The sequence below is a fragment of the uncultured Amaricoccus sp. genome (assembly GCF_937858865.1).
Classification (GTDB): Bacteria; Pseudomonadota; Alphaproteobacteria; order Rhodobacterales; family Rhodobacteraceae; genus Amaricoccus.
Genome location: NZ_CALLYO010000389.1, coordinates 1 through 12,635, shown reverse-complemented (window position 1 = coordinate 12,635; position 12,635 = coordinate 1). Strand labels below are relative to the sequence as shown.

The window sequence follows — 12,635 nt, the reverse complement described above, 5'->3', positions numbered from 1 at the left end:
AGGAATATCTCTCCCGCGGCACCTACGTCTTCCCGCCCGAGCCGTCCCTCCGGCTCATCGCCGATGTCGCCCAGTACTGCTACCGCTCGGTCCCGAAGTGGAACCCGATGAACGTCTGCAGCTACCACCTGCAGGAAGCCGGCGCGACGCCCGAGCAGGAGCTCGCCTTCGCGCTCGCCACCGCCCGCGCCGTCCTCGACGAGGTGCGCGGCCAAGTCGACGCGCAGGACTTCGCGCAGGTCGTCTCCCGCATCTCCTTCTTCGTGAACGCCGGCATCCGCTTCGTTACCGAGATGTGCAAGATGCGCGCCTTCGTCGAGCTCTGGGACGAGATCTGCCGCGACGACTACGGCGTCGCCGACCCGAAGCTCCGCCGCTTCCGCTACGGCGTCCAGGTCAACTCCCTCGGCCTGACCGAGCAGCAGCCGGAGAACAACGTCTACCGCATCCTGATCGAGATGCTCGCCGTCGTCCTCTCGAAGAACGCCCGCGCCCGCGCCGTCCAGCTCCCGGCCTGGAACGAGGCCCTGGGCCTGCCGCGTCCCTTCGACCAGCAATGGTCGCTCCGCATGCAGCAGATCATGGCCTACGAGACGGATCTCCTCGAATACGCCGACCTCTTCGACGGCAACCCCGCCGTCGCCGCCAGGGTCGAGGAGCTGAAGGCCGGCGCCCGCGCCGAACTCGCCACCATCGACGAGATGGGCGGCGCCATCGCCGCCATCGACTACATGAAGTCGGCGCTCGTCGCCGCCAACACCGCCCGCCTCGCCCGCATCGAGGCGGGGGCCACCACCGTCGTCGGCGTCAACCGCTTCACCGAGGCCGAGCCCTCGCCGCTCACCGCCGGCGAAGGCGGCATCCTCGTCGTCGACCCGGCCGTCGAGGCCGAGCAGATCGCCCGCCTCCAGGCCTGGCGCGCCGCCCGCGACCCCGCCGCCGTCGAGGCGGCCCTCGCCGCCCTCAAGGCCGCCGCTCGCGCCGGCGCCACCGTTATGCCCGCCTCGATCGCCGCCGCCAAGGCCGGCGTCACCACCGGCGAATGGGGCGCCGCCATGCGCGAGGTCTTCGGCGAGTACCGCGCCCCGACCGGCGTCGGCAAGGCGGCCGCCGCCCCCGCCGGCAACCTCTCCGAGGTCCGCGCCGCCGTCGAGGCCGCCTCCGCCCACCTCGGGCGGCGGATAAAATTCCTCGTCGGCAAGCCCGGCCTCGACGGCCACTCCAACGGCGCCGAGCAGATCGCCGTCCGCGCCCGCGACTGCGGCATGGAGGTGCTCTACGAGGGCATCCGCCTCACCCCGGCGCAGATCGTCAACGCCGCCCTGGAGGAGAGCGTCCACGTCGTCGGCCTCTCCATCCTCTCCGGCTCCCACCTCCCCCTCGTCACCGAGGTCATGGAGCGGATGCGCGCCGCCGACCTCGCCGACGTGCCGGTGGTGGTCGGCGGCATCATCCCCGACTCCGACGCCGCCCAGCTCCTCGCCGCCGGCGTCGCCCGCGTCTACACCCCCAAGGACTTCGAGCTGAACCGCATCATGCTCGACATCGTCGCCCTCGCCGACGCCGCCACCCGCGAGGCCGCCTGACCGCGGCGGCGATTCGCCCCGACCCGTTCGCCTGGTGCATGTACGGGGATGAGGGAGGCGCTTGACGCAGGTGCTACCCGGTCGTACCGTGCCTGAGCAGGCCAGGAAGGAGCACAGGTGACCGTCAAGTCCTCGATCTCGCTCACCGACGAACAGGACGCCTTCGTCCGGTCGCTGGTGGCCGCCGGGCGTTACCCAAGTGCGAGCGCCGTCCTCCAGCAGGGAATCGACCTGCTGCGGCGGCAGGTGGAAGCCGACGAGGCCGACGTCGCCGCGCTCAGGGCCATCCTGCGCGAGCGGCTCGAAGGACCGTTCCTCTCCGCGGAGGCGATGAGCGAGCAGGTCGAGGCGATGATCGCGCGGAAACGCCGCGATGTGGCGAGTTGAGTTCGCCGCAGCGGCGCATCGAGATCTCGAGCTGCTTTTCGACCACCTGGCCGAAACCTACCGCGGCTTCGGCGAAGCCCCGGAGGAAGCCTTCGACCATGCCGCCCGCCGGATCCGCAGCATCGTCGCCTCCGCCGACCGCCTCGCCCTCGCCCCGCACCGTGGCCCGATTCACGAGGATCTCGCCCCCGGCCTCCGTCACGTCACGCTCGACCGGGCAATCTACTACTTCCAGATCGAAGGCGCGCGAGAGGAGGGGCGCGTACGCATCCTCGCCGTGTTCTTCGGCACTCAGGACCACCAGCGCCGGATGCGTTTAAGGATCCTGAGCGACCGCTGACCTGCGCGCGCGGCAACCTTCGTTGAAATGCGGCAAGCGTCGGTAGTTGCAGCAGGTCATTTCAACGACATGGCAAATGCCGTGCGCGCACGACACCCGCCCCGAGCAGCCTCACATCTCACATCCGCCGCTCGACCATCAGCTTCTTGATCTCGGCGATCGCCTTCGCCGGGTTCAGGTGCTTCGGGCAGGTCTGGGTGCAGTTCATGATCGTGTGGCAGCGATAGAGCTTGAAGCCGTCGTTGAGATCGTCGAGCCGCTCCCCGGTCGCTTCGTCCCGGCTGTCGATGATCCACCGGTAGGCGTGCAGCAGCGCCGCCGGCCCGATGTAGCGGTCAGGGTTCCACCAGTAGGACGGGCAGGCGGTCGAGCAGCAGGCGCACATCACGCACTCGTAGAGCCCGTCGAGCTTGCGCCGGTCCTCGATCGACTGCTTCCATTCCCGCTCCGGCGTCACCGTCTCCGTCTCGAGCCACGGCCGGATGCTGGCGTGCTGGGCATAGAAATGCGTGAGATCCGGCACCAGATCCTTCACCACCGGCATGTGCGGCAGCGGATAGATCCGCACGTCCCCGGTGATCTCGTCCATGCCGTAGATGCACGCGAGCGTGTTGATCCCGTCGATGTTCATCGCGCAGGACCCGCAGATCCCCTCGCGGCACGACCGGCGGAAGGTCAGCGTCGGGTCGATCTCGTTCTTGATCTTGATCAGCGCGTCCAGGATCATCGGCCCGCAGCTGTCCATGTCGACGAAGTAGGTGTCGATCTGCGGGTTGCGCCCGGAGTCCGGGTCCCAGCGGTAGATGCGGAAGGTCCGGACGTTGGTCGCGCCCTCGGGCTTCGGCCAGGTCTTGCCGGTGACCATCCGGCTGTTGCGTGGCAGCGTGAACTCGACCATCGCCCGCTCCTCAGTACACCCGCGCCTTGGGCGCAATCTTCTTCACATCGATCCCGCCCTTCTCCACCGGCGTCAGCGGATCGAGGTGGACGGGGCGATAGCTCAGCGTCACCGCATTGTCCGGATGCACCACCGCGAGCGTATGCTTGCGCCAGTTCCCGTCGTCGCGGTCGGGGAAGTCCTCGCGGGCGTGCGCACCGCGGCTCTCGTGCCGTGCCTCCGCCCCGACGATGGTGGCGAGCGCGTTCGGGACGAGGTTGGTGAGCTCGAGCGTCTCCATCAGGTCGGAGTTCCAGATCATCGAGCGGTCGGTGACCTTGATGTCCGGCATCTGGTCGGCGATCGCCTTCACCTGGCGGCAGCCGTTCTGCAGCACCTCGGCGGTACGGAAGACCGCGGCGTCCTCCTGCATGGCGCGCTGCAGCCTGAGCCGGAGCTCGGCGGTCGGGATCGACCCCTCGGCATGGCGCAGCCGGTCGAACCGCTCGACCGCCGCCTCGACCGAGGCCGCGTTGAGCGGCCGGTTCGGCGTCCCCCGCTCCACCACCTCGCCGGCGCGGATCGCCGCCGCCCGCCCGAAGACCACGAGGTCGATCAGGCTGTTCGACCCCAGCCGGTTCGCCCCGTGGACGCTGGCGCAGCCGGCCTCGCCCACCGCCATCAGGCCGGGCTGGATCGCGTCGGGATTGTGCTCCGTCGGGTTCAGCGCCTCGCCCCAGTAGTTGGTCGGGATGCCGCCCATGTTGTAGTGCACCGTCGGCAAGACCGGGATCGGCGCCTTGGTCACGTCGACGCCGGCGAAGATCTTCGCCGATTCCGAGATCCCCGGCAGCCGCTCGGCCAGCGCCTCGGGCGGCAGGTGGTTGAGGTTGAGGTGGATATGGTCCTTGAGCGGTCCGACCCCCCTGCCCTCGCGGATCTCGATCGTCATGCAGCGCGACACCACGTCGCGGCTGGCGAGGTCCTTGTAGGTGGGCGCATAGCGTTCCATGAACCGCTCGCCCTCGGAGTTCGTCAGGTAGCCGCCCTCGCCGCGCGCCCCCTCGGTGATCAGGCAGCCCGCGCCGTAGATCCCCGTGGGATGGAACTGCACGAACTCCATGTCCTGCAGCGGCAGACCCTGCCGCGCCACCATCCCGCCGCCGTCGCCGGTGCAGGTATGCGCCGAGGTCGCCGAGAAATAGGCCCGCCCGTAACCGCCGGTGGCGAGCACGGTCATCTTGGCGTTGAACCGGTGCAGCGTCCCGTCGTCGAGCTTCCAGGCCAGCACGCCCTGGCAGATGCCGTCCTCGGTCATGATCAGGTCGATGGCGAAGAACTCGATGAAGAACTGCGCATTGTTCTTCAGCGACTGCCCGTAGAGCGTGTGCAGGATCGCGTGCCCGGTCCGGTCCGCCGCCGCGCAGGTGCGCTGCACCGGCGGCCCCTCGCCGAACTCGGTCGTATGCCCGCCGAACGGCCGCTGGTAGATCCGCCCGTCCTCGGTGCGGCTGAACGGCACCCCGTAGTGCTCGAGCTCGTAGACCGCTTTCGGCGCCTCGCGCGCCAGATACTCCATCGCGTCGGTGTCGCCGAGCCAGTCCGACCCCTTCACGGTGTCGTACATGTGCCACTGCCAGTGGTCGGGCCCCATGTTGCAGAGCGAGGCGGCGATGCCGCCCTGGGCGGCGACGGTGTGCGAGCGGGTGGGGAAGACCTTGGTGATGCAGCCGGTCCTGAGGCCCTGCTCGGCCATGCCGAGCGTGGCGCGGAGGCCCGCCCCGCCGGCGCCGACCACGATGACGTCGTAGCTGTGGTCGGTGAACTCGTATGCGGCCATGTCGGGGCTCCTCAGGCGGCGAAGGCGATCATGGCGACCGCGAAGATGGCCGTCATCGCGAAGGCGAAGGTCAGCAGCGTGTTGGCGAGCTGCAGCCCGACCATGAGCGGCTTGTCGTGCACATAGTCCTCGATCACCACCTGGATGCCCTGCTGCAGGTGGCGGAAGCCGACCGCGAAGAAGAGGATCGCCACCACCGCGTTGAACGGGTGGCTGTAGACCTCGCGCACCCGCTCGAAGTCGGAGCCGAGCGCCTGCACGAAGGGGAAGATGAAGACGATGGTCAGGGGCACCAGCGCGATCGAGGTGATCCGCTGGCTCCACCAGTGCCCAACGCCGTCGCCGGAGGCCCCGAGGCCCTGGACGCGCTGCCTGTCGGTGCGGAACTGCATGGCGGCCTCCTCAGAGCGCGATGACGAGGGTGAGGAGCGTCATGACGCCCGCCGCCACCAGCACGGCGATGCCGCTCGGGCGGATCTGCGCCTTCTCGAGTCCCACCCCGGCGTCCCAGACCAGATGCCGGAGCCCGGTGAAGAAGTGATACCAGAGCGCCGCGAGCGAGACGACCATGACCAGCGTGCCGATCCACGAGGTCAGCAGCCCGTCGACGAAACGGAAGTATTCCGGTCCCGTCGCCGCCGCCAGGAACCACCAGACCAGCAGCATCGCGGTCAGCGCCAGCCCGAGCCCGGTCAGCCGGTGGCTGATCGACATGATCGAGTTGATCTGCGGCCGGTAGATCGGTCCGATCATGAAGGGTGAAAGCGGCCGGTTTCCCCGGTTGGCGTCAGACATGTCTACCTCCGCATTCCCCTGACATAATATTGCGTCAGCACGTGAGCTGGGTGGATGAATCGTTAATGGCACCAGACGGTGCCCCTTTGCAAGGCGGCCTGATCACTGCGGCACCAGGACCCAGTAGTCGAGATCGAGCAGCACCTCGGGCAGGTACTTCCCCGCCTCGTCGCGCAGCGCGAAGGCCGGCCCCGTGCCGGCGACGGTGCGCAGCCGCAGCGCGCCCACCCCCGGCGCCGCGGTCTCCGCCCTGTCGAGCACCTCGCTCCAGGCGCCGACGGTATCGCCGGCGAAGCAGGGATTGACGTGGCTGCCGGCGTTGATCGCCACGACGAGCTGCGCGTTGGCCAGCCCGTTGAAGCTCAGCGCCCGCGCCAGGCTGATGACATGGCCGCCGTAGATCAGCCGCCGGCCGTCCTCGCGCTGGGTGACGTCGAAATGCACCTTGGCCGTGTTCTGCCAGAGCCGGGTGGCGAGCATGTGCTCGGCCTCCTCGACCGTCACCCGGTCGACATGGTCGATCCGCTCGCCCACCGCATAGTCGCCCCAGCGCCAGGGCTCGCCGGCGAGGGCGAAGTCGTAGCCGGTGAAGTCGAGCCCGGCCGGCACCACGAGATCGCCCGCCGCCACCGCCGGCGCGAGCTCGGGCACCACCGCCTCGGGTGCCGGCGACGCGGAGTCGCGCTTCCTGACCATCACCCAGCGGCAGTAGCGCAGCACCGCCCGGCCGTGCTGGTTCCAGCCGGTCGAGCGCACCCAGACGACGCCGCTCCTGCCGTTCGAGGTCTCGCGCAGGCCGATCACCTCGCTCGTCGCGGTCAGCGTGTCGCCCGGCCAGACCGGCTCGAGCCAGCGCGCCTCGGCGTAGCCGAGGTTCGCCACCGCGTTGAGGCTGATGTCGGGGACGGTCTTGCCGAAGACGATGTGGAAGGCGGCGAGCTCGTCGATCGGGCTCCGCGGCAGCCCCGAGGCGCGCGCGAACTCGTCCGACGAGGTCAGCGCGAATCGGGCGGGATAGAGCGCCGTGTTGAGCGCCCGCTCCCCCTCGGTGACGGTGCGCGGGACGGCGTGGGTCAGCACCTGGCCGACCGCATAGTCCTCGAAGAAGTTGCCGGCGCGCGTCTTGGTCATTGCGGGAAGGGCCAGTAGCCGAGCCAGCCGTGGATCGCCGTGATCACGGCGAAGAGCACGACCGAGATGACCACCCAGCGCACCGTGCCCGCCGTCGTCCCCGGCCCGGGCCGCACCCAGGCCGGTTCGCGCGCGCCGATGAGGAGCATCTCCGCGATCGCCCAGAGCCCGAGCCAGCCGAAGAGGACGAGCGAGGCGCGGTCCCCGTTCACCAGCAGGTGCGCCACCGCCCAGATCAGCACGGCAGTCAGCATCGGATGCCGCATCCAGGTCCGCGCGACCCCTTTCGAATGCCCGGCCCCGAGCAGTCCGACCGCGCAGATCATCAGGAGGTTGTTGAGATGGATCCCCCAGCCCGGCGGATCGTAGACCGGCACGACCGGCGCCCGGCGGAAGCCGACGACGATGAGCAGGGTGCCGAGAAGCAGCAACGCCGCGATGACGCCGCGCGCCGGCCCGGCGCCCACCGCCCCGTCCAGCGCGGCGCGCGCGCCCGGCGCCGCCCGCTTGAAGAGATGCACCGCCGTCCAGAGCAGCAGTCCGAGGACGAGCAGGGTCATTGCGCCGCCTCCAGCTCGGCGATCACCGCCGCGCGCGCCAGCAGCCGCTTCGCCGTCACCACGTGCAGGTTCTCCACGATCCGCCCGTTGACGACCGCGACCCCCTCGCCGCGCGCCTCGGCGGCCTCGAAGGCCGCGACCTGCTCGCGCGCCAGAGCCACGTCCTCGGGCGAGGGCGCGAAGACCTCGTTCGTCACCGCCAGCTGGTCGGGGTGGATCAGCGTCTTGCCGTCGAAGCCCATCTCGCGCCCCTGCACGCAGGCGGCGCGCAGCCCCTCCTGGTCCTGGAAGGCGTTGAAGACCCCGTCGACGCAGACCAGCCCCTCGGCGCGGGCGGCCAGCAGGCAGAGCCCGAGGCTCGCGACCAGCGGCAGCCGGTCCGGCGTGTGCGCGGCGCCCAGCTCCTTGACGAGGTCGTTCGTCCCCATGACGAATCCCTCGAGCCGCGGATGCGCCCCGGCCACCGCCCCGGCGTTCAGCATCGCCCGCGGCGTCTCCATCATCGCCCAGATCGTGCAGCCCTCGGGCGCCCCGTGCCGCGCGAGGAGATCGGCCGCCCGCGTCACGTCCGCCGGCGTCTCGACCTTGGGCAGCAGGATCGCATCCGGCCCCGCGGCGCAGGCCGCCGCCAGGTCCGCCTCGCCCCACGCGGTGTCGAGGCCGTTGACCCGCACCAGCAGCTTGCGCCGCCCGTAGCCGCCCGCCGCCACCGCCTCGGCGACCAGCTCGCGCGCCCGTGGCTTCTCGGCCGGCGCGACCGCATCCTCGAGGTCGAGGATCAGCGCATCGGCCGGCAGCGACCGGGCCTTTTCCAGCGCCCGCGGCCGCGAGCCCGGCATGTAGAGGACGGAACGGTAGGGATGATCGTCCTGCGGCATGGCGTCCCGGAAGCTTTTGCTGCACCGCGACATGACTTACCCCACCTCCCGCGAAAGACAAGCGCCAATTGCCCCGACCCGTTGCGCGGTGGCCGCGCGGAGCGCGCGCTTCGTTAACAAAGGGTTCTCCTTTCGCCCGGAGATTTTCCACCACGAACGCGGGGACAGCGAAGCCCCGCGAGGCAGAAGGAGCAGGACCTTGCCGCATCTCTCGTTCCTTGTCCGGGCCGCAACCGCCGCCGCGCTTCTCGCCGCCACGCCCGGCGCGAACGCCGAGGAAACCACCTGCGCCGACCGCACGCGCGTGGTGCAGAGGCTGCAGGATCGCTTCGGCGAAACGCTGAGGAGCCTCGGGCTCAACCGCGACAACGGCATCGTCGAGGTCTACAGCTCCGAGGAGACCGGCACCTGGACGATCCTGATGACCCGGCCCGACGGCATCACCTGCCTGCTCGCCGCCGGCCAGCTCTGGGAGCAGGACGCCCGCCCGCTCGACAAGGCCGGCAGCGACGCCTGAAGCCACTCCGCCCCCCTTGCCAACCGGTCGCCGAGAGGCTAGCCACGAGCCGGTTTTCACACCGCACCGGGGGACAGACGGATGGCTAGAGCGAAGATCGCACTGATCGGTGCGGGGCAGATCGGCGGCACCCTCGCCCATCTCGCCGCGCTCCGCGAACTCGGCGACGTGATCCTGTTCGACATCGCCGAGGGCATTCCCCAGGGCAAGGCGCTCGACATCGCCGAGTCGGGCCCGATCGGCCGCTTCGACGCCAAGCTCAAGGGCGCCAACTCCTACGAGGAGATCGCCGGCGCCGACGTCTGCATCGTGACCGCCGGCGTCCCGCGCAAGCCGGGCATGAGCCGCGACGACCTGCTCGGCATCAATCTCAAGGTGATGAAGGCGGTCGGCGACGGCCTCAAGGCGCACGCCCCGAACGCCTTCGTCATCTGCATCACCAACCCGCTCGACGCCATGGTCTGGGCGCTGCGCGAGTTCGCCGGCCTGCCGAAGCAGAAGGTCTGCGGCATGGCGGGCGTGCTCGACAGCGGCCGCTTCCGCCACTTCCTCGCCGAGGAGTTCGACGTCTCGGTCAAGGACGTCTCGGCCTTCGTGCTCGGCGGCCACGGCGACAGCATGGTGCCGCTCGCCCGCTATTCGACCGTCGGCGGCATCCCGCTCCCCGACCTCGTCGAGATGGGCTGGACCACCCAGGAGAAGCTCGACGCCATCGTCCAGCGCACCCGCGACGGCGGCGCCGAGATCGTCGGCCTGCTCAAGACCGGCTCGGCCTTCTACGCCCCCGCCGCCTCGGCGATCGAGATGGCCGAGGCCTACCTCAAGGACCAGAAGCGCGTGCTGCCCTGCGCCGCCTGGGTCGAGAACGCCTACGGCCTCAAGGGGATGTACGTGGGCGTCCCCACCGTCATCGGCGCCGGCGGCATCGAGCGCGTCGTCGAGATCAAGCTCGACCGCGGCGAAAAGGCGGCCTTCGACAAGTCGGTCGAGGCCGTGCGCGGCCTCGTCGAGGCGTGCAAGGCCATCGACACCCGCCTCGCCTGAGGCCTGCCGCGCTTCCGTTCGGCGGGAACGCAAGCCCGTGCTAAGCTGTTTCCCCTGAGACGCACATTCAGGGAGGAACGTGTCATGCACCTCATGCGAGCCGGGCTTGCGCTTGCGCTTCTGTCCGCCGTCCCCGCCCTGGCGCAGGACGACCAGGTGAAGACCGCCCAGGCGGCGATGACCTCTGCCGAGGGCGCGGCCCTCGGCACGCTCGTCCTCAACAGCACGCCGGCCGGGGTGATGATCCAGGGCGAGCTCCAGGGCCTGCCGCCCGGCCCGCACGGCTTCCACGTCCACGCGACCGGCGCCTGCGAGCCGCCGTTCGACAGCGCCGGCGGCCACTACAACCCGACGGGCGCCGAGCACGGCTTCCTCGTCGAGGGCGGCCCGCACGCCGGCGACATGACCAACATCACCGTCGGCGCCGACGGGACGGTGGCGATCGAGCTCCTCGACACCTTCCTCGCCCTCGACAACCGGCTCTTCGACGAGGACGGTGCCGCGGTCCTCGTCCACGCCATGCCCGACGACTACGCCACCCAGCCCTCCGGCCACGCCGGCGACCGCATCGCCTGCGGGGTGATCGTAGCCGACTGAGCCGCAACGGCGAATCGGGTCGAATCCCCCTCCGCGGACACTCGTGATCACAGCAATTTCCCATGTGATCACGTAAGATCGTTTTCGGCCCGATCACGCCTCCGGCGCGCTTAATTCGATTGCAACTTGCGGCAAAACGGGCCTAACCAAGCCGAAAGGCCGCAGGGCGAGGCGAGGGACGGAAATGAACATCCACGAGTACCAGGCCAAGCAGCTCCTCAGGGAGTACGGCGCTCCTGTCTCCGACGGGCGCGTCGTGCTCCGCGCCGAGGAGGCGAAGACCGCCGCGGGCGAGCTCGACGGCCCGATCTGGGTGGTGAAGGCGCAGATCCACGCCGGCGGCCGCGGCAAGGGCAGGTTCAAGGAAGCCACCGCCGGCGAGAAGGGCGGCGTGCGCGTCACCAAGTCGGTCGAGGAGGCCGCCGAAGAGGCGCAGAAGATGCTCGGCCGCACCCTCGTGACCAAGCAGACCGGCGCCCCCGGCAAGCAGGTCAACCGCATCTACATCGAGGACGGCTCCGACATCGCCCGCGAGCTCTACCTCGCGCTCCTCATCGACCGCGTCAGCTCGCGCATCGCCTTCGTCTGCTCGACCGAGGGCGGCATGGACATCGAGGAGGTGGCCCACAACACCCCGGAGAAGGTCCTGACCTTCACCGTCGACCCGGCCTCCGGCATCTCCGGCTTCCACGGCCGCCGCGTCGCCTTCGCCCTCGGGCTCGAGGGCAAGCAGGTGAAGCAGTGCGTCGACCTCATCGACAAGCTCTACCGTCTCTTCACCGAGAAGGACGCGGAGATGGTCGAGATCAACCCGCTCATCGTCACCACCGCCGGCGACATCAAGTGCCTCGACGCCAAGATGGGCTTCGACTCGAACGCGCTCTACCGCCAGAAGGACATCCTCGCGCTCCGCGACGAGACCGAGGAGGACCCCAAGGAGCTCGCCGCCTCCAAGTTCGACCTCAACTACATCGCGCTCGACGGCGAGATCGGCTGCATGGTGAACGGCGCCGGCCTCGCCATGGCGACGATGGACATCATCAAGCTCTACGGCTCGGAGCCCGCCAACTTCCTCGACGTCGGCGGCGGCGCCACCAAGGAGAAGGTGACGGAAGCCTTCAAGATCATCACCTCCGACCCGAACGTGAAGGGCATCCTCGTCAACATCTTCGGCGGCATCATGCGCTGCGACGTGATCGCCGAGGGCGTGATCGCGGCGGTGAAGGAGGTCGGCCTCCAGGTGCCGCTGGTCGTGCGCCTCGAGGGCACCAACGTCGAGCTCGGCAAGAAGATCCTGAACGAGAGCGGCCTCGCCATCATCGCCGCCGACGACCTCGCCGATGCGGCCGAGAAGATCGTCAAGGCGGTGAAGGGATAGGCGCCAGGTCATGAAGAGCATCAAGATCGACGATGATCTCTTCCAGCGGGCCGAACGGCTTGCCGTGGAGCGGGGATTGAGTGTCGACGATCTCGTCTCGGATCTCGTGGCCAAGGTCACCGGCGGCGAGACGCCGGAAGCCTACCGCGCCAGGATGGAAATGGTCGAGATGGCCCGCAATTCCCACCGCGGCATGATCGGCGAGTGGAATCGCGAGGAAGCCTATGCCGAGCGCCTTTCTCGATACGAACGTTCTGATCTACGCGGCGATCTCCGAAAGGACACATCCGGCGAAGTGGAAGGTGGCAATGGACGTTCTTGACCGGAGCGACTTCGCCATTTCCGCCCAAGTCATGGCCGAGTTCGTCGCCGTCGTGCGGCGGAAGGCATCGCCGCCGCTCTCCGACGGCGAGATCGACGGATGGCTCGCCTCGTTGGAGGCGCGCCCTACTCTGCCCATCGACGCCGCGCTCGTCCGCCGCGGCGTCGCCATCTCGGCCGAGCATGGCCTCAACTACTACGACGGCGCGATTCTCGCCGCCGCCGAACGTCTCGGCTGCGACACCGTGCTGAGCGAAGACATGACCGACGGGCGCGTCTATGGCGCCGTGACGGTTCGCAATCCCTTCAAGGAAGGCTGAAGAATGGCGATCCTCGTCGACGAGAACACCAAGGTCATCTGCCAGGGCCTCACCGGCTCGCAGG

General features: G+C 69.3%; 16 protein-coding genes. 9 read left to right on the top strand and 7 right to left on the bottom strand.

Going from position 1 to position 12,635, the window contains the following annotated elements:
* The 3 genes from Q0112_RS11455 to Q0112_RS11445 all read left to right on the top strand — a co-directional run.
* The coding region (locus tag Q0112_RS11455; RefSeq protein ID WP_297975411.1) for a protein meaA at positions 1–1,586 on the top strand (1,586 nt) is incomplete at its 5' end.
* 117 nt (positions 1,587–1,703) lie between these two features.
* The gene (locus Q0112_RS11450) at positions 1,704–1,973 is read left to right on the top strand and encodes a type II toxin-antitoxin system ParD family antitoxin (protein ID WP_297975408.1); all 270 of its coding nucleotides are present in this window, start codon (positions 1,704–1,706) and stop codon (positions 1,971–1,973) included.
* A complete protein-coding gene (locus Q0112_RS11445; RefSeq protein WP_297975405.1) occupies positions 1,960–2,313 on the top strand; it encodes a type II toxin-antitoxin system RelE/ParE family toxin in 354 nt (117 codons plus the stop codon). Before Q0112_RS11450 ends, Q0112_RS11445 begins: the two co-directional genes overlap by 14 nt.
* A 118-nt stretch (positions 2,314–2,431) precedes the next feature.
* Here the strand turns inward: Q0112_RS11445 and Q0112_RS11440 are convergent, their stop codons facing one another.
* From Q0112_RS11440 to Q0112_RS11410, 7 genes are all read right to left on the bottom strand, one after another.
* Positions 2,432–3,211, bottom strand: a complete 780-nt coding sequence (locus Q0112_RS11440) for a succinate dehydrogenase iron-sulfur subunit (protein ID WP_297975403.1) — start codon at positions 3,209–3,211, stop codon at positions 2,432–2,434.
* Between the two features lie 10 nt (positions 3,212–3,221).
* Positions 3,222–5,030 (bottom strand): succinate dehydrogenase flavoprotein subunit, encoded by a 1,809-nt coding sequence (gene sdhA / locus Q0112_RS11435; RefSeq protein WP_297975400.1) that lies wholly within the window; start codon positions 5,028–5,030, stop codon positions 3,222–3,224.
* An 11-nt stretch (positions 5,031–5,041) separates the two neighbouring features.
* A complete protein-coding gene (gene sdhD, locus Q0112_RS11430) occupies positions 5,042–5,422 on the bottom strand; it encodes a succinate dehydrogenase, hydrophobic membrane anchor protein (protein WP_297975398.1) in 381 nt (126 codons plus the stop codon).
* Positions 5,423–5,432: 10 nt separating this feature from the next.
* Positions 5,433–5,825 carry a succinate dehydrogenase, cytochrome b556 subunit gene (sdhC, locus tag Q0112_RS11425; protein WP_297975395.1) on the bottom strand — a complete coding sequence of 131 codons (393 nt, stop codon included), beginning with the start codon at positions 5,823–5,825 and terminating at the stop codon, positions 5,433–5,435.
* Between the two features lie 102 nt (positions 5,826–5,927).
* The gene (locus Q0112_RS11420) at positions 5,928–6,956 is read right to left on the bottom strand and encodes a MaoC family dehydratase (protein ID WP_297975392.1); all 1,029 of its coding nucleotides are present in this window, start codon (positions 6,954–6,956) and stop codon (positions 5,928–5,930) included.
* Entirely contained in the window at positions 6,953–7,516 is a 564-nt protein-coding gene (locus Q0112_RS11415) for an NnrU family protein (RefSeq protein WP_297975389.1), read from the bottom strand. Before Q0112_RS11415 ends, Q0112_RS11420 begins: the two co-directional genes overlap by 4 nt.
* Positions 7,513–8,427, bottom strand: a complete 915-nt coding sequence (locus tag Q0112_RS11410; RefSeq protein WP_297975386.1) for a CoA ester lyase — start codon at positions 8,425–8,427, stop codon at positions 7,513–7,515. Before Q0112_RS11410 ends, Q0112_RS11415 begins: the two co-directional genes overlap by 4 nt.
* A 166-nt stretch (positions 8,428–8,593) precedes the next feature.
* Here Q0112_RS11410 and Q0112_RS11405 point away from each other — a divergent pair, with 166 nt between their 5' ends.
* From Q0112_RS11405 to Q0112_RS11380, 6 genes are all read left to right on the top strand, one after another.
* Positions 8,594–8,911, top strand: a complete 318-nt coding sequence (locus Q0112_RS11405) for a hypothetical protein (RefSeq protein ID WP_297975383.1) — start codon at positions 8,594–8,596, stop codon at positions 8,909–8,911.
* 81 nt (positions 8,912–8,992) lie between these two features.
* On the top strand, positions 8,993–9,955 hold the full coding sequence (gene mdh / locus Q0112_RS11400; RefSeq protein WP_297975380.1) for a malate dehydrogenase: 963 nt from the start codon (positions 8,993–8,995) through the stop codon (positions 9,953–9,955).
* A gap of 84 nt (positions 9,956–10,039) precedes the next feature.
* The gene (locus Q0112_RS11395) at positions 10,040–10,552 is read left to right on the top strand and encodes a superoxide dismutase family protein (RefSeq protein WP_297975378.1); all 513 of its coding nucleotides are present in this window, start codon (positions 10,040–10,042) and stop codon (positions 10,550–10,552) included.
* Positions 10,553–10,670: 118 nt separating this feature from the next.
* Complete coding sequence (gene sucC, locus Q0112_RS11390; RefSeq protein ID WP_324564901.1) at positions 10,671–11,930, top strand: ADP-forming succinate--CoA ligase subunit beta; 1,260 nt, start codon at positions 10,671–10,673, stop codon at positions 11,928–11,930.
* 10 nt (positions 11,931–11,940) lie between these two features.
* Complete coding sequence (locus Q0112_RS11385; RefSeq protein ID WP_297975373.1) at positions 11,941–12,252, top strand: hypothetical protein; 312 nt, start codon at positions 11,941–11,943, stop codon at positions 12,250–12,252.
* A complete protein-coding gene (locus Q0112_RS11380) occupies positions 12,155–12,571 on the top strand; it encodes a PIN domain-containing protein (RefSeq protein WP_297975370.1) in 417 nt (138 codons plus the stop codon). The genes Q0112_RS11385 and Q0112_RS11380 overlap by 98 nt, the downstream gene beginning before the upstream one ends.
* Positions 12,572–12,635: the final 64 nt, after the last annotated feature.